The 16,195-nt window shown below is 59.1% G+C and carries 12 protein-coding genes; 2 read left to right on the forward strand and 10 right to left on the reverse strand.

From position 1 onward, the window contains the following. Nucleotides 1-50 precede the first annotated feature (50 nt). Nucleotides 51-1,088: an SDR family NAD(P)-dependent oxidoreductase gene (locus RBB76_RS16405; RefSeq protein WP_429629738.1), complete on the reverse strand. Its 1,038-nt coding sequence runs from the start codon at nt 1,086-1,088 to the stop codon at nt 51-53. A 118-nt stretch (nt 1,089-1,206) separates the two neighbouring features. Between RBB76_RS16405 and RBB76_RS16410 the strand changes: the two genes are divergently transcribed. Beyond that, nucleotides 1,207-1,611 (forward strand): MerR family transcriptional regulator, encoded by a 405-nt coding sequence (locus RBB76_RS16410; protein WP_429629737.1) that lies wholly within the window; start codon nt 1,207-1,209, stop codon nt 1,609-1,611. A 19-nt stretch (nt 1,612-1,630) separates the two neighbouring features. On the opposite strand, the gene RBB76_RS16415 is transcribed toward RBB76_RS16410, so the two are convergent. The 3 genes from RBB76_RS16415 to RBB76_RS16425 form a co-directional block, all read right to left on the reverse strand. Then, the gene (locus tag RBB76_RS16415; RefSeq protein ID WP_429629736.1) at nt 1,631-2,806 is read right to left on the reverse strand and encodes a glycosyltransferase; all 1,176 of its coding nucleotides are present in this window, start codon (nt 2,804-2,806) and stop codon (nt 1,631-1,633) included. 77 nt (nt 2,807-2,883) lie between these two features. Next, a complete protein-coding gene (locus RBB76_RS16420) occupies nt 2,884-4,863 on the reverse strand; it encodes an ArnT family glycosyltransferase (protein ID WP_429629735.1) in 1,980 nt (659 codons plus the stop codon). Nucleotides 4,864-4,937: 74 nt separating this feature from the next. After that, nucleotides 4,938-7,151, reverse strand: coding sequence for an ArnT family glycosyltransferase (locus tag RBB76_RS16425; RefSeq protein WP_429629734.1), 2,214 nt, complete (start codon nt 7,149-7,151; stop codon nt 4,938-4,940). Nucleotides 7,152-7,283: 132 nt separating this feature from the next. Here RBB76_RS16425 and RBB76_RS16430 point away from each other — a divergent pair, with 132 nt between their 5' ends. Continuing rightward, on the forward strand, nt 7,284-8,846 hold the full coding sequence (locus RBB76_RS16430) for a Ppx/GppA phosphatase family protein (RefSeq protein ID WP_429629733.1): 1,563 nt from the start codon (nt 7,284-7,286) through the stop codon (nt 8,844-8,846). Here the strand turns inward: RBB76_RS16430 and RBB76_RS16435 are convergent. From RBB76_RS16435 to RBB76_RS16460, 6 genes are all read right to left on the reverse strand, one after another. Further along, nucleotides 8,798-9,331 carry a SixA phosphatase family protein gene (locus RBB76_RS16435; RefSeq protein ID WP_429629732.1) on the reverse strand — a complete coding sequence of 178 codons (534 nt, stop codon included), beginning with the start codon at nt 9,329-9,331 and terminating at the stop codon, nt 8,798-8,800. The genes RBB76_RS16430 and RBB76_RS16435 overlap by 49 nt on opposite strands. 73 nt (nt 9,332-9,404) lie before the next feature. Continuing rightward, nucleotides 9,405-10,499 (reverse strand): hypothetical protein, encoded by a 1,095-nt coding sequence (locus RBB76_RS16440; RefSeq protein ID WP_429629731.1) that lies wholly within the window; start codon nt 10,497-10,499, stop codon nt 9,405-9,407. A 7-nt stretch (nt 10,500-10,506) separates the two neighbouring features. Further along, nucleotides 10,507-12,606 carry a M1 family metallopeptidase gene (locus RBB76_RS16445; protein WP_429629730.1) on the reverse strand — a complete coding sequence of 700 codons (2,100 nt, stop codon included), beginning with the start codon at nt 12,604-12,606 and terminating at the stop codon, nt 10,507-10,509. A 66-nt stretch (nt 12,607-12,672) separates the two neighbouring features. Continuing rightward, on the reverse strand, nt 12,673-13,335 hold the full coding sequence (locus RBB76_RS16450; protein ID WP_429629729.1) for a class I SAM-dependent methyltransferase: 663 nt from the start codon (nt 13,333-13,335) through the stop codon (nt 12,673-12,675). Beyond that, complete coding sequence (locus RBB76_RS16455; RefSeq protein ID WP_429629728.1) at nt 13,332-14,219, reverse strand: hypothetical protein; 888 nt, start codon at nt 14,217-14,219, stop codon at nt 13,332-13,334. Before RBB76_RS16455 ends, RBB76_RS16450 begins: the two co-directional genes overlap by 4 nt. A 345-nt stretch (nt 14,220-14,564) precedes the next feature. After that, nucleotides 14,565-16,121, reverse strand: coding sequence for a dienelactone hydrolase family protein (locus tag RBB76_RS16460; RefSeq protein WP_429629727.1), 1,557 nt, complete (start codon nt 16,119-16,121; stop codon nt 14,565-14,567). Nucleotides 16,122-16,195: the final 74 nt, after the last annotated feature.

The raw sequence follows: 16,195 nt of genomic DNA on the forward strand, positions 1-16,195 counted from the left end.
TACGGAGGCGGAGTGGAGGCTAAAGTACGCACGCCGGTGAGCTTTGAAGTTTATGTTCGCTGAACCCATATCGCGCTAGATGGATAATTACTGCGGTCTGGGATCGATAGATTGTGGCTGGAAGGGGCCGGGAGAACAAATTCGTTGACGAGGCTGGCGAGGTATTGGGTGGTTTCGGGAGCGAGACCGGCAACGCGAGCGGCGAGCCAGGCTTGTGGGGTGATGGTGATCTCGGCGCGACCTGCGATGACGGCATGATAGATCTTGTTGGCGGCGCGGTTGGCTGAGGCGGCCAGGATGGGAGTCTTGGCGGAGAGTTTGAACCAGCGCTCCTCTTTTTTAGTCTGGCCGGTGAAGTGGGCGTGAGCCTCTCCTTTGGTGCGCATGAGGCCAGGGCAGACGGTGGTGACGCGGATGCCCTTGTGGCGAAGTTCGGCATGAAGGCCTTGGGAGTAGCCAACGAGGGCGAACTTGCTGGCGACGTAAGGGAGCATGTGAGGCATGGCGAATTTGCCGCCGATGCTGGCGATGTTGACGATAGACGCTTGGCCGTAGGTGGGGTTGCGTTGGAGCAGGTGCGGAAGAGCGGCGTTGGTGGTGTAGAGCGAAGCGAAGAAGTTGGTGGCCATAGCGCGTTGGTAGGCTTCTATAGGTTGATCTTCAACGGGACCGACTTCAATGACGCCAGCGTTGTTGATGAGGATGTCGATGTGGCCGAAGAAGCCGACGGCGTAGTCGACGAGCGTGGCTGCCTGTTCGGCGTCGGTGAGATCGGCGGGGAGCAGGAGAATATCGTCAGGATGCTTGACGGCTTTGTGTGTGAGGAGGGTGTCGCGGGCGTGGGTCAGTTCGTCGGAGTCTCTGGAGACCAAGACGAGTTTTGCTCCGGAACGTCCATAGCGATGTGCGAGAGCGAGACCCAGGCCGCGGGAGCCGCCGGTGATGAGTACGACACGGCCGCGGTGGCGCTTTGGGGGACGCAGTATGGTGCGGGCAGCGGCGACGGCGCCAACTCCAGCGATGGCGCTGATTCCGGCAACTCCGGCGATGATCTTTGTGGTGTGAAGCGCGGCTCTGGCGGTCTTCATAGTTTTAGATGAGATGCTGATTCAGGGCATGGTGAAGTTAAGTTGACTTGCATATGTTGAGAAGAGCTAGACTTCGGTAGGGCATCTGGTCAGGGTTTAGATTTCAGGGGTTGGGACTATGGCGACAAAGCGGAAGAGCAAAGGCGCGTACATGATTTCGTCGGTGGCGGAGATGTACGAGATTCATCCGCAGACGTTGCGTTTGTATGAGCGTGAGGGGTTGCTGCGGCCGTCGCGGAGTGAAGGCAATACGCGTCTTTATACCGATGAGGACCTGGAGCGGCTGGAGTTTATCTTGAACCTGGCGCGAGATCTGGGCGTGAATATCGCAGGGATTGCGATCGTGCTGCAGATGCGGGAGCGGATGGAGGAGATGAATCGGCAGATGCAGGGGTTTGTCGACTATGTTCGGACGGAGATGTTGACACGAATGCAGCAACAACAGACCCCGGGGGCTGGGTTGGTTCCGTTTCGTCGTCAGGTTGTGATTCCAACCGGACGGAAGGATAAGAAGACCGGCTGAAGTGTTTATCTTGAAGTGACTATCTAGGGCCTAATCGAACGAGAACGCCGCCGGGATTGATGCGATAGCGTTCGCCGCGATAGATGATCTCTCGCCCAAAGTAGCTGGCGGCCCAACTGTAGAAACCGAGGAGATCGCAGAGGGGATAGAGCCAGAAGAAGGTGAGCGATAGCCTGTCGCGCATGATGGCGAAGCCGATGAGCAGGGCCTGAAGACAGCGATTGGCGATTGCGGCAACGAGAAGCCAGAAGCCGATGGTGGGTCTGCCGATGGCGAGTCCGGAGAAAAAGCCGAGGAGACCGAAGGGCATGGCGTAGGTGAGACCGGTGCCGAGGTGTCCGGCGGGACGGGAGCAGCGTGTGTTCTTCGCCCAGCTGATCTGGTGACGCAGGCCAGCCATGTAGCTCCCATAGTTGATGCAGTGATCGACGATGGCTGTTGAGAGTACTACCTTGTAGCCTTTTTCCGCGATGCGGTTGCCGAGCCAGAAGTCGTCGGCGAGTAGATCTCCCATGTCTTTGAGGCCGCCGATCTGGTCGATCAGGGCTTTTCGGGTGAGGAGCGTGGGACCGAGCCCGAATTTGATGTCCTCGATCAGATTTGCGGTCAGGACGCCACTGGAGAACTCGACGGTTTGTGTGAGGGCGGTGGGCAGCGAGGTGGTGGCTGCTGGTTTTCCCCGAAAGACACAGGTGACCAAGCCGACGGTGGGGTCAGCCAGAGGTTGCAGGATGTCGTGGAGATATGTGGGGCTGACGCGAACGTCGCTGTCGGAGAAGAGGATTGTCTCGTGCTGTGCTGCTTCGACGAGTAGCGACATGGAGAAGGTCTTGGGATTTTGCCAGAGTGGCTCGCCTGAGGCCAGGAAGCGCGCGGGAATGGATGGGAATCTCCGAGCTACTTCTTGAGCACAGATGATTCCTGGATCGGAGAGCGATCTCGCGCAGAAGATGAGTTCAAACTCGGGATGGTTGAGGGTGAAGAAGCTTTCGAGGTTCTGCTCAAGTCCCCATTCCTTGCCGTGGAGGGGCTTGAGGATGCTTACCGGAGGGGCGTAGCTGCCTTGATCGTTGCGCCGGGAGCGGAATCGCAGGCCGCCGATGAGGGCCAGAAGAAAAGACACTCCGGAGGTCACGATGCCGAAGAAGCCAAGGGCAAATGCAACGCGGCCGATCAGGAGCAGGATGGGGGACATGGCTTCTGTAAGGATATCGGCTCGTGTTGGGTTGTGCCACTGCAGGATGGGCTGCAGGGATGGTGATGGAGGAGCGATCAGCGGTTGGAGAGGATGAATTTACCGCCTTCGGCGGCGAGCAGGTGCACCGGAGCGAAGCGTGCAAGGTCGGCGGCACGTTGCTTGTTGAAGGTGAGCAGGAAGATGCGCTGGGAGCCGGACCAGGCTTGGCGGAGACCGTCGTCGGTTCCGAAGATGGGTGGGGCATCAGGCCAGAAGGAGCCATACCACGGGCCGTAGATGCGCCCGTTGACGAGGCCTGCCTGTTGGCCGGTGTAGAAGAGGATGGATGAGCCGGAGGAGAGCCAACCGTCGATGATGACGCGGTCGCCGGGCCTGATGTCCTGATTGACGGCCGCGGCGAGGGACTTCGACCCAAGGATGGGATAGAAGCGGACGAGGCCTTCGTGTGCGGCGAGAAGGGTGAGTGTCATCGCAGCGGCGAGGACGAGATTCGCAGCGTAGGTGAATGAGCGGCGTCGCAGGAGGTAGCTGCCTAGGCCGACGCCGAGCATGCTGAGGGCGACAGCGATAAGCGGTCCACGGAAGATTCCCATGGCGTCGTCAGTGAGGTCGAAGAGATGGCCGAGGGAGAGGTTGTAGAAGTCCGGGTTGGAGTTGAGTAGAGAGGCTAAATCGGCACCGGGAGCGGGGCGTGGTGCCGTCATTGCCAAATATCCGCAGACGATGGCAATGATCGTGGTGAGGGGCAGGAGAAGATAGACGTGCCAGTGGAGGGCGCTCTCGGTGGCCGTGGCTCCTGCGTCGTGGAGTGTGGAGCGTGAGGATTGGTCGGCGCGTGCGAGGAGACCGCCGGCCATGAGGCACAAGGCCGGTATCGCGGGAATGGAGTAGTACTCCTGACGGCTGGAGAGCGAGAAGAAGCCCATGACGAGGATGCTCCATAGAAGGAGAGAGAGCGCGGCTTCGTGCTCGCGGGCAATGGACAAGGTGTTGGCTGTAATGCTGGATGCGTGGTTGCGGAGGGTTCGGACGTGATTGGCGATAGCTGCAGGAAGGAAGACGGTCCAGGGCAGGACCCAGATGGCGAGATAGAGCCAGAAAAGAAGCACGGGAGTCTGGCCGTAGTCATGGGGGATGCGTTTTGAGAGGAAGCGGGCGATGTGCTCGTTGTAGAGATAGAACCAGGCCCAGCCTCCGGTGGCGGGGAGACCGAAGCCGGCAGGTAGTGGGATTGCGGGAGTGCGGAGGGCGGCGAGGATGTGCCAAGGCGCTGCGAGAGCGAGGAAGACTAACGTGCTAGGGATGAGATGGAGTTTGAGGAGGAGACGGAGTTGCTTTGTGAAGGCCAGGTAGAGGAGGACGAAGCCGATGGGAAAGACAAGTCCGATGAGACCTTTTGTCAGGACATTTGCGGCCATGACGGCGGCGAATGCGAGGCAAGGAAGAAGTGCGGATCTGTGTTGTTGGGGAAAGTTAGAGGTGCCATCTGGCTGAAGGCGATTGAGGGCGATGAGGAAGAGATGGACCGCCAAGGTCATCCAGAGGGCGAGGAGAATGTCCGGGATGTAGAAGCGGGTGTAGAGGTAGGGGCCGATGCTGGTGGCGACGGCGAGTGCGGCGTAGAAGCCACCGCGGTCGGGTTTATCGATGGGAGAGGTTGTTGCAAAGAGGCGGATGCCGAGGGCGTAGACCGATAGGAGCAGCGCAAGGACGGCCAGGGCAAGTGGGAGGCGAGCGGCCCAGTCGTGAATGCCAAAGAGATGCATCGAGCCGGCTGCCATCCAGTACATGAGGGGAGGCTTGTCGAAGAAACGAATGCCATCGATGGTTGGTGTGACGAAGTCGTGGCGCTGGAGCATCTCGCGAGCGATCTCGATGTAGATGGAGTCGACGTCGTCGAGGAGGCCGGGGGTGAAGAGGCCGCCGATCTGAAGGATGAGCCAGAGACAGAAGATGATGACGAGAGAGACGGGACTCCAAAGGCGTCTCGGGGTAGCGCTTTGGGGAGAGGTCTCGTGCTCTAGGGCTTCTTCGTAGAGATGGTCAGGTTGCATGGTGGTCTCTGGCTTTAGCTGGGAGCGCTTTGGCAGATCAACCGGTACTGCAATGGAGTGCGAGGTCGTTCCGGTCAGGGTGTGTCCTGTCTGGTCAGACGTTGGTTAAGGGAGAGTGTGGGTGGATCGGGATCCTTGGGTTTGCCTGAGTTGTCCAGGGGACGGTCGGTGAAGAGGGCTTTGCCGGAACTTTCGAAGAGAAGATCTTTTTTGTTGCCGAGGAGTTGGTCGACTATTTCTCGTTTTTCCATAGGGACGAAGAGAAGCTTGCGGTCGCCGTGGCCCCAGACGGTGAGCAGGTCCTGCGAGGTGAGGAAGATGGGCGGCGCGTCAGGGAAGGTTCCACCGAAGAGCATGGAGGAGGAGCGGCCGTTGACGAGATAGACCTGTCGGCCGAGGTAGAAGGCGATCGAGGAGCCGTAGGACTGATCGCCGTAGAGGAGCACTTCGGTATCAGGGGCGATGGAGCGATTGGCTTCGAGTTGTTGAATGGTGTCGGCGAAGCTGCGGGAAGAGAGCATGGGGGCAAAGCGTGCGAAGGCAATGTGAGCTGCGATGAAGAAAGTGGTCGCGGTGAGGGCGACAGTTACGGTGGAAGCGAGGTGCCGCCGCTGCGAGCGGAGAAACCAGGCGATGGCCGGGCCGGTGAGGAAGGCTACGGCGGCGAGCGCGGCAGGGAGACGCAGTGCCGCGAAGCTGGGACCGGTGAGGTCGAAGATGCCGGACATGGAGAGGGTGTAGTTGCCTACGCCGCGGTGGGCGAGGACATCGCCGATGTCGGGAACGAAGGGCAGGTGGCGGGAGCTCCAGAGGCCGTAGATCAGCGTGACGGCAATGGCCACGCCGAGGACGGTGAAGGTGGCGTGGGCGACGGTGATCCAGCGTCGAGAGGCGGGGTCGAAGGGGAAGGTTTGCTCGGCGTGGGTGAGGGAGACGGCAAGGAGGAAGATGATCGCGAGGTAAGCGGGGAAGGTGTAGTACTCCTGGTTGGTGGAGAGGGAGAAGAACATGAGCACCAGTGTGGCGAAGAGGGTCAGAAGGAGGGTGCTGCGTTGGGCGAGCGTGCTGACGCGGAGGAGGGGGGTGCCCGGTGGTGAGTTTGATTGGCGGCGACGGAGGCCGTGGAGCAGGAAGAGGACGAGTGCCGCGAAGACGGTGAAGAGGTAGGGAATCTTCAGGGCGTTTTGTAGGATAAGGCCGACAACGACTACAGCGTAAGGCTGCCAGTAGAAGGTTCTTGCTTCGTTGATGGGTGCGGGATTGGAAGCGCGATAGCGCTGGAAGGCGGTGTAGGCCTGGTGGATGAGGGTTCCACAGAAGAGCGACCAGGGGAAGAGCCAGACGAGATGGAGGCTCCAGAAGAGGGAGCTAGGGAGCTTGTTGTAGTCCATCGGATAGCGTCGGCCGAGGAAGCGGAGGAAGTGCTCGTTGATGAAGTAGAACCAGAAGAAGCCGTGGCCGTTCATGCCGCCGGTGTTGCGCAGGCCGGCGAGGATGTGCCAGGGAGCCGCGATGAGGAGAAAGAGAAGAATGCCTGTGAAGGGTTTCAGGCTGCGCCAGTTTTTGTATTCGCCGCTTAAAGCGAGATAGAGAATGGCCGCGCCGGAGAAGAAGATGAGCGCTACGAGGCCTTTGGTGAGGACAGCGAGGGCGAGGACAGTCCACATGACGTAGGCGTAGGCGGTGGGGGAAAGAAATGCGGGGGTCTCTACACTCCGCTGCGCTCCGGTCGAGATGACGGCTCTTTTCTCAGCATCTACAGAGGGGAGGAGACTTTGCAGCAGGCAGTAGAGGGCTATGCAGAGGAACAAAGAGAGGAGAACTTCGGGAATGTAGTAACGAGTGAAGAGGAAGACGCCGACGGTAGTGAGGGTTGCGAGGCCGGTGTAAAAAGCGGCGCGGGCGTTGAAGGCGCGAAAGGCCCAGTGATAACCGAGGAGTGCGAGTAGAAAGACGCCGATTGCCTGTGGGAGATGTGCGGCAAAGGTGTTGAAGCCGAAGAGACGGAAGCTAAGGGCGCCCAGCCAGTAGGGGAGCGGCGCTTTTTCGAGATAGCGGATGCCGTTGACGCGGAGGGTGACGAGATCGCCGGAGAGGGCCATATGGCGGGCGGCGTTGGCGTGGGTGGCGTCGGCGTCGTCGAGCAGGGGCGGAGAGAAGAGGGCGGCGAAAAAGATGATGAGCCAGAGTCCGGCGAGGACGAGCAGCGCCGTGGAGCGTCGCGGGTTACAGGTGGCGAGCGTCGCCTCAGGTTCGGCAATTGTTTCGAGGAGTGTGTCTTTCATCATATTTTCGCTGTGCTCTTCTAGCATAAATGGCTTGCAGGGAAGATTGTTGGGGACGGTACGCCGCTCTGAGAACGTCCAGCGGGATGTAATCTGCTTGTGGTGGGATTTTGCTCCTGAGGTGACTCCAGAACTATGCCTACGTTTGCCGCGATCGATATCGGATCGAACTCGTGTCGCTTGAAGATTGCCAGCGTCCAGATGCATCGATTGAAGACGCTGCACGAAGACCGTGAGGTCACGCGGCTGGGAGAGAGTGTTTTTCAGACGGGAGTGATCTCGCCTGAGGCGATGGCATCGACGATTCGCGCGCTGAAGCGTTTTCATAAGGCGGTACAGCTGCATGTGGCGGATAAAGTTCGCGTGGTGGCTACGAGCGCGATGCGCGATGCGCGGAATGCAGCGGCGTTTACCGAGTGGGTGAAGGCGACGACAGGATGGAACGTCGAGGTGATCTCGGGGCTTGAGGAAGGGCGGCTGATCCATCTCGGGGTGGTGACGCATGAGGTGGGGGCTCGAGGACGATGTCTGCTGATCGATCTGGGCGGCGGGAGTTGCGAGGTGACGCTCTCCGATGGCGGCCGGATCAAGTCGATGGTAAGCATGCCGCTGGGAGCGGTGCGGCTGAAGGAGGAGTTTCTTCGGAGCGATCCTCCGGCGAAGGAAGATGTCGCGCGTTTGAAGCAGTTCATTGATCGCGAGTTGAAGCGGGCAGAGAAGAAGCTCGGGACGCCGAGAGTAGGGTTGGTGATTGCGACCTCAGGCACGGCGTCGGCGCTGGCGGAGGCGAGTGGGCATGTCCGCAAGGGCAGGGCGGCGAATAAGACTTTGGCAAAGAAGCGGCTGGAGCGCGTTGGGGCGCTGACTGCGGACACACCCGATGTGCGGAGGCTGGCGGACCGGCTCGCGAAGATGAACAATTCTGAGCGGGAAGCAGTACCGGGGATTGGGCCACGGCGGTCGGAGATTATCGTCGGCGGCTCGCTGGTGTATGCAAGTTTGCTGGAGCGGATGGGGTTGAAGGGATTTCGCTATTCTCCGCTAGGGCTGCGCGACGGGATGCTGGCGCAGATGCTGGCGGAGGTCGATCTACGAACGTCAGTGCACCAGAAGATCGAGAGCGAGCGATGGGCAGGCGTGCTGGAGGTTTGCGAGAGGTACGGAATCGAACAGCGGCGTGTGGAGCCGGTGAGGCAGCATGTGGTGGAGTTGTTCAACGCCTTGGCGCGGGTACATGAGCTGCCGGAGGAGTACAGGCTGTGGCTGGAAGCCGCGGCAATGATGCAGGATGTCGGCAAGTTCATGAACCACCAGGGACACTACCGTCATACGCAATACATCATTGCGAACTCGGAGATCTTCGGATTTTCGCCGGAACAGCGGATGATTGTAAGCGCTGTTGCCCGGTACATGGGGAAGAGCCGGCCCGATCCGCTGGACCGGCCGATGCGGTGGATTCCCGTGGAAGAGCACGCGAACGTGACACGGGCGGTGGTGTTGCTTCGGCTAGCGGTGGCGCTGAACCAGGACCGAGCCAGTGCGGTGCTCCAGATGAAGACGCATGTGTATCCGAAGCGTGTGCTGCTCGAGCTTGTGCCAGGACGTGGAGGCGCGGAGCTGGAGGCCTGGTCGCTGAAGAAAGAGGCGGCTTATTTCCGAGAGATCTTTCGACGCGAGCTCTTCGTCGAAGTGGCGTAGAGGGCGCGAACGGTGCGGGGATCCAGCAAGGCTTGCAGCGTAGCGGGACCTCGGGTGAGGACCACGCGCGCGATTGAGCCCTTGCGGAGGCGAATCTTGGCCTCAGGGCTTGAGGCCGGCACTAGAAGCGAGCCTAAGAAGGTGGTGAGGTTTGGGTTATGGCCGACCACGAGGACGTTCTCGCGGTTGGATATCTCGCGAAGGAGCTTTTGGAAGTCTCTTAAGGTCGCAGATGGGGCGAGTGCTTCGGATTGCTGAATCGGAGCCTCGTAACCGGTTTCGGTGCCGATCATGGCGGCCGTCTGAAGGGAGCGCTTGAGCGGGCTCGAGATGATGAGATCAAACTGTATATTCAATGCATTGAGCACGTAAGCAAGCTGGAGACTGTGCTTTTTCCCTTCTTTGTCGAGAGGCCGCTTTACGTCGAGGAGGGGATTTGTTCGTCGAAGACCAGCGCTGGCGTGGCGAAGAATATACAAATTCATAATCTATTAACATATTACCGCACGGCCGTTTGTGGATCATAGCGCCGGTCGTAAGTACTGACGGAGCGCTGAGTTATTGCGGTGGTACGTTTGGGTCGTGGTGGAAGACTCCGGGGTCTGGTTCATTAAGCGAGGGTGAGGCGGGTTCGGGATTTGGGATCGGATCAAGGGGCAGGTCGGGTGAGGGGATCCGGTGGACTGGAACCGGGTGATTCGGGTGCAGGGGATCGACGGGGTTTACCTTGCCAACGACAGGACGAATGGGCAGGGGCGACGGGGTGAAGATGGGGTTCTGGAGGGCGAGAGAGGTCTCGGCTCCACGCTGCCAGAAGCGAGTGAACAAGTGGAGAAAGAGGCCAAACTGAACGAGGAGGAAGGTTGGCCAGACTCTCGGCTGCGCGAGCATATGCATGGAGATGCGGGCGGTGAGAATGACGCCGGACGCTCCGAGGATGGTGAGAAAGAGGAATACGGGCCACGCTTGCGAAAAGTGTGCGCTGAGGGTTCGCCAGGCGGGGGCGAGAGCGCGGCGGATGCGGCGGTCAGGCTTGCCGTTATAGCGGAGATGGAGGCCGAGCTGGACCGTGTAGACCTCGACTAGATCGAAGTAGAGACGAAGGATAGACGCGATCAGGAAGATAACCACGTAGCCGACGAGCGTTGCGAAAAATGCGTGAAGTTCGACAGCGTGCCGGTCGACGTGGTCAGCCCATTTGCCCTGAATGACGATGAGAGGGCCAAGTAGTAGTGCGGAGGTGAGGATGGTGAGGAGGGTAATCCGGAAAAAACGCCAGAAGTGGATCAGGCCCTGATGGAAGAGGGTGCTGAGTCGAGCGGGGCTTTTGGTTTGGTAGCAGAAGAGAGTTCCGGGGACTAGAAGGAAGTAGACCAGGAGGTACAAGGGGATGGCGGAAAAGCTTCCGGCGCTGCCGCCAGAGGGGCCGTCCTGCAGGCGGAACAAGGCACTAGCTACTGTGGGGAGATCGAATCCGTTTGTGAGCCGTTGTGCGGCGAGGGAGTGACCCATGATGGAGCTGAACTGGGCGTGGAGGCGGATGGAAAAGATGAGAGCCAGTCCCAGGTTGAAGACGTAAGCCCAAAGAACCGCGGGAAATCGGCGCAGAGTGAGGGAGAGGCCGTGAAGGAAGATGTTGCGACGTTCGGGCATGATGGGTTTACACGATCCAGGAGGAGAGTTGGGCCAGAAGCTGCTGAAGACTCAGCCAGATGTTGGAGAGTTTGCGAGCGGGGACGTTGTTGGGTGTCGTGAGGTAGCTGTTGTTGAAGAAGTCTTTGTCGAGGAGGACGACATGGTCTGGGTCGACTTCGACGGAGACAATCTTTGCGTTGCGGGTGTAGGTGAACTTGGTCCAACGATCGACTCCGTCCCAGTGTTCGCGAAGGCGCGTGCCGTCGTCGAAGATGATCTCTGCGGTGACGGGGAGAATGAAGTCTCCTTTGCGACGCAGGTAAACGGTGGAGAGGTATTGGATTTGCTTCTTGTCTTTAGGTTCGGGGAGCCACCACTGGACGGGATCGGAGGATACTTGGTCGACGGTGTAGTCGAGGACCTGGGTTCCGTAGACAGCCTGGTTGAAGAAGGGCCTGAGACTCGAGATGGGTACAACCTGAGAGGTGCTTGGTGCGTTGAAGAGAGCGGCGAGGCTTTTATCCGGAATTAGCTGAGAAGAGTTCGGTTGTGCCGTCTGGGTAGACGTATTGATGACTGTTCCTCCGACCGCGGTGGCGCGGCCGTTTTTGATGGCGACCTCTTCGATGGTGCGGAGGAAGTCTTCGGTGGTGGGATGTGTGAAGCGATAGCGGAAGAAGTAAGTGCGCATGGCTTCGTCCATGGTGTCGCGGCCGATGAGGCCTTCGAGTGTGGTGAGAAGCGTTGCAGATTTACCGTAGGTGATTTGGCCGTATGAGGCACCGTCACGAAATTTAAAAGCCCAACGAGTAACAGGATCGAAGTCAGGGTTGGTGGCGTATTCGACTTGTCGTTGCTCCGTATCACCGGCGTTTGCGTAGGAGCGATTGAACACGGAGGTGTGAGAGCCGTAGATTGCGTTCATGACTGTGGTTTCGGTATAGGAGTTGATCCCTTCGTCGAGCCAGGCATCTTCGAATTCGTTGGTGGCTACCATCCCATACCAGTATTGGTGGCCGAACTCGTGTTCGGTGGCTATTTCAGTGATGTAGGCCGGGTCGAACCAGGAAGTTTCGCCGGTGAAGAGGGTGGGATATTCCATGCCTCCCATTTCGGAGCCGGGTTCGGGGTCGATGACGGTGATGATCTTGTAGGGGTAGGGACCGTAGCGATGGTCGTACTGTGCGAGGGTCTTCTGCATGACGTCGAGGTATCGGGTGCCAGCCTTGGGATGGGCGGCGAGGGCGAGGACGTGGATCTTTACCGGGCCTAGAGAGGAGAGGTAGGTCCCATCGGTGACGGTGAAGTTAGGGCTTGCGGCCCAGGCGAAGTCTCCGATGTCTTCTCCGTAGAAGCTGAGGGTCTTGGTGTTGTCGGGGTTGGTGACTTCGCCGGTTGGGACACCACTCGCGCCCACGACGTAGCGGCGCGGGAGAGTGAGTGAGACGCGGAAGGTGGCGAAGTCGGAGAAGAACTCTGTGGTGGAGTGATATTGGTGACAGTTCCAGGCGCCGTGCCAGAAGACGCCGGGCTTCGGGTACCACTGACCGCCCATGATGAAGTCACGCTTGTAGCCGTTGCGGGCGACTGATAGCGGGAAGACGTCGTGGAAGGCGAGGCGGAAGGTGATGGAGTCGTTGGGTGCGAGTGGGTGAGGGAGGCTGAGCTCGGTGACGGTGTGGTCTTCGGCGTTGTTATCGTCTGGCGCGATAAAGTGCATGGCTGAGGTGAGGTCGCCGTAGCCGTCGGCTTCGATGTGCGAGATGGTGATGCTGCCGAGTTTTTCGGACGGGTAGCTGCTGTCTTCCTCTGTGTCGCGGACTCCACCGGTGAAGTGGGTTTCTCTGCTGAAGGTCGATTGGGGACGGAAGGCGTTGAGGTAGAGGTGGAAGGGGATGGTGTTGAGTGGCTGGCCTGTGAGGTTTTTGTAGGTGAGGACTTCAGTGGCGTCGAGAGTTTTTTTGCCGGTGTCGAGTTTAGCGTCGATGTTGTAGGCGACGACCCGTGTGGAGAGTGGCTTGCCGTCGGGGGAGTTGGTGGCGATGCTGGGCTGCGGCGTTATTTGGGCGTGGACTGTGAGCGGAAGAAGAAGTGCGGCGGCGAGGAGCGGGTGAGTGCTCGGCATAACGGGATTGTAGGTGGGGTTGCGGGTTTGAGGAGGAAAAAGTTTGTGTTGCCGGAGCGATGGGGTTCATTGAGTGGCCTGTTTCAGTTGCCAGAGTTCGGTGACGAGGAGTCCGGAGAGTCGGTGTCGGTGGGCGATTCGGGTTAGGCCGGCTTGTTGGAGGGGCGTGGCGTGGTCGGGGAGTTGCGTGGTGCGGAGGCCGGTGAGGATGCGGAAGGCTAGATAGAGAGCGCGGACGAGGAGCTTCGCGGGAAGACGCATGGGGCCGTTTGGGATTTGGAAGTCAGAGACCAGCCAGATCGCTTGCGGGGAGAGAGTTGGGACGATGCGGTTGACGAGGGTGTCGAGGTCGGGCTGGGTGAGGCAATCGAGGAAGAAGTGCGTGACGATGAGATCGTAGGGCGGGTCGAGCGGACAGGTGAGGGCGTCGGATTGGTGGGTGTTGAGGCGTGTGGATGCGTTGGGGGCCACGGCTTCGCAGCGATGGCGGAGGAGTTGAAGCATGGTTGCGCTGGTGTCGATCGCATCGGCGTGGAGATGAGGATTTTGAGCGAGGAGTTGGGCGAGAAAGCGGCCGTCGCCGTCGCCGAGGACGAGGGCTCGCTTGCGATTGAGGAGGCTTGGCAGGTAGTGGAGGCGGCATTGCTCGAGGGCGCGGCCGAGGGTGATGTATTCGAGCCAGCGATAAGGGCGTGCGATGTGGTCGAAGTTGGGTTGGCCGCGCATCATCGAGGAAGGAGAGGGAGTAGAAGGAGCGGTGTGATGAGGGCTAGGTCGGCGAGGCTTCGGAGGGTGAGGCGCGCGGTGTGATGGCGGCGGTGATGCAAGAGGAGCAGCAAGAGAGTGGAGGCCGTGATCGCGCATGGGATTGACCACGAAATCTGACGGTCGAGTATGGAGAAGGCAGCGCTGAGGAAGATGAGGGTGGTGGTGAGAAGCGGAAGTTTGTGGAGGGCCAGTTGGGTGGCTGGGTGTACGGGGGGATCGGATGGCGCAAGGGAGCTGTGTTCCCAGGTGTAGATGAAGAGGCAGTTGAGGCTGCATGCCGTAGCGAAGAGGACTGCGAGTGGGAATAAAGCGATGCGGAGGTCGGGACGGCGGGCTACGGTGGGGATGAAGGTGGCGGCGGCGAAGAAGAGACCGACGGCGATCTCCTTTGGGAGACGATGAGCGCTGCTGGTGGCGTGGATGAGGATGAAATAACCGAAGAGCAGACCGCCGAGGATGAGGTAGAGGTGGATGGCTTGGGGGTCAAGGTGGGGGAGAAGAATTGCGAGGGTAATGGAGGCGGCGAGGATGCCGGTGAGGAAGGCGCTACGGTGCCAGTTGTGGAAGTAGTGGCGTGCTTCGAGGTCGCCGGTGCTTGATGCGTCGATGTTGCGCGCGTCGAGGAGACGGTCGGCAGCGTAGAGCATCCAGACGGCGAGGAACATTGCTACGATGCTGACCGCGGGGAGATGGAGGTGGTTCGCGGACGCGATGAACCAGGTCCAGAGGGCGGCTATTGTGGGGGCATCGAGGGAGAGAAGATGCCAGAGTGTGAGGGGATGTCTGGGGAAGGTAGTCTGATGACTGAGAGTGACGCCGCGGGGTGTTTGTGTTGCTGTGGCCACTGGCAGTCTATCCCTTTCTCTTAGTGTCTGATGCATGGGGGGTACCCCCCCTATTGCCCTGGCGTAAGCCTTTTATATTCAACTATTTACAGTTGATATGTCTCTGTAAAATCTTCATTCTAAATGGGTTACGGCTAAATTCGTCCAATCACAAGGGTTACGGGTTAATGTCGAAAACCCCGGCAGTTTCCGGGGCTTTCTCTGTGCTTGATCCATTATAGCTGCTGGTAAGAAACTAATACGCCACGCGAATGTGCTGGATTGGCGCGGGTTTTCGGGTGTTGGGGGCTTGACAGGTTTTTGGGATTTGGAAGCCTGATTTTGCCTGGCATCAGCTTTCCCGTTTCATTTCTCTGACGTGCCGCTTTCTATCTCCACCAGACCTTGCGTCGCGATGATGTTGTTCGAATCTTTTTCGAGTGCTGTCTTGTAGTTGTCGATAGCCGCCTGCTTTTGACCGGCCTTCGCATACATCTCGCCCAGGCTGCTGTACGCGCGGCTGGAGGGGTCTAGTTGTACGGCTAACTTCATGACGTCGATGGCTTCAGGAAAGTGCCTGTCAGCGAGAAGGTCGTAGGCCCACGATACGACGTCGTCGGCATCGACTTTGAAGTTGGGCTGGTCTTTTTGAATCGCGGCATAGATGTCGGCCACGTGATCAAAGCCCTGGCGTGCCGCTTCAACACGCAGGGAGGTGAACGATGCCGGCATGCTCTTCGCGGGTTGGAAGTTCACCGCGAGAACATGTTTGGGCACGGCGTTGTCGGAAGGCTTGTTCTTCAGGAACTGCAGGGCCGGCCCATTATGCTTGAGGTAAGCATCGAGAAATTCGCGGGTGTATCGGGCCATCCATGCGTATCCGATGACGCCGTCCTGGCGGTCATAGTCGGCTTCCTGTAGACCAGAGGCCTCATACTTCCAGAGGAGTTCGTTTCGTTGAGCTTTTGAACTGAATTCGGGATGGAACAACCCCAGCATCTGTACGCTGACGAGATCGCCGTGTGTCCATTCATTGAGCACATTGGGACCGTCACTCTTCAATCTGTCGTGGAGATGAGCTTCGTCTTCTAACGACTCCTGGCCCTTGAAGTAGAGCAGAGGGATGGTCATCTGATCCGGATGAACGTCGCCTGCGTCTTTGACCACTCCCGGGAAGTAGCGCATGCTGCCATCGAGAGCTACAAGGGCGTCGATGCGATTGTCTCGTGCGGATGCGAAAAGGTTGGCGATTCCTCCCCAACTAAATCCCACCACTCCAACTTCGGAGAGGTCCGTATCAGGCAGGGTGCGGGCAAAGCCGATTAGGAAAGAGATGTCTTGCGCCTGTGCGTTGGTTCCTGCGACATCGTGAGTCGACTCACGGGTTACGCCCATTCCCGGAGCCGCAATGACGACGTACCCGTAGCTGGCAAGGTATTCGCAAAGATCGACATTCTCCCACGAGACTGAAGAGAAGCTTGGAGCATAGATGATGACGGGGAACTTTCCGGACGCAAGGGCAGCGTCGCGTGTTGCCCACATGGGCTGCTGGAAGACTGGCTTCATGGAAGCGATAAACATTGCCTCCATGCCGGTCAAGTTCTTCGGGTTGTCGAAGCTCGTCTCGGTCGCCTGGAAAGCTACGTAGTCACCGAACGTCATCGGCTTCGCATCGCTTTTCTTTGCGGGGTACCAGATGAGAGTTTGCAGGGGCCTGGCGCGCTCGCCTTGAGAGGGTTTCCCCATCGCATCGATTGCGGGCTGGAAGGTACGGGAGTAGTCGTATTGCTCGACTACCTTGAGGCCTACCGCGTTTGGTCCTTGCTTCTCCTGCAGGGTGAAGCGGCCACTGGTTTGTGCCATCGAGCAGAGAGGCGTTGAGATCAATGCCAAGGCGATAGATAGGAGGGCTGTCAGGCGCACGAACGATCTCCGGAGAGTAAATTGTTGAGATCATTCGTCCAGCTTAGGCCGACGCTACCTCAACTGGCCTTTAG

This window comes from Tunturiibacter psychrotolerans (assembly GCF_051013365.1).
GTDB classification, from domain to species: domain Bacteria; phylum Acidobacteriota; class Terriglobia; order Terriglobales; family Acidobacteriaceae; genus Edaphobacter; species Edaphobacter psychrotolerans_A.

Coding starts and splice junctions, on each gene's coding strand:
- RBB76_RS16405 (WP_429629738.1), bottom strand. CDS start 1,088: ATGAAGACCGCCAGAGCCGCGCTTCACACCACAAAGATCATCGCCGGA.
- RBB76_RS16410 (WP_429629737.1), top strand. CDS start 1,207: ATGGCGACAAAGCGGAAGAGCAAAGGCGCGTACATGATTTCGTCGGTG.
- RBB76_RS16415 (WP_429629736.1), bottom strand. CDS start 2,806: ATGTCCCCCATCCTGCTCCTGATCGGCCGCGTTGCATTTGCCCTTGGC.
- RBB76_RS16420 (WP_429629735.1), bottom strand. CDS start 4,863: ATGCAACCTGACCATCTCTACGAAGAAGCCCTAGAGCACGAGACCTCT.
- RBB76_RS16425 (WP_429629734.1), bottom strand. CDS start 7,151: ATGATGAAAGACACACTCCTCGAAACAATTGCCGAACCTGAGGCGACG.
- RBB76_RS16430 (WP_429629733.1), top strand. CDS start 7,284: ATGCCTACGTTTGCCGCGATCGATATCGGATCGAACTCGTGTCGCTTG.
- RBB76_RS16435 (WP_429629732.1), bottom strand. CDS start 9,331: ATGAATTTGTATATTCTTCGCCACGCCAGCGCTGGTCTTCGACGAACA.
- RBB76_RS16440 (WP_429629731.1), bottom strand. CDS start 10,499: ATGCCCGAACGTCGCAACATCTTCCTTCACGGCCTCTCCCTCACTCTG.
- RBB76_RS16445 (WP_429629730.1), bottom strand. CDS start 12,606: ATGCCGAGCACTCACCCGCTCCTCGCCGCCGCACTTCTTCTTCCGCTC.
- RBB76_RS16450 (WP_429629729.1), bottom strand. CDS start 13,335: ATGATGCGCGGCCAACCCAACTTCGACCACATCGCACGCCCTTATCGC.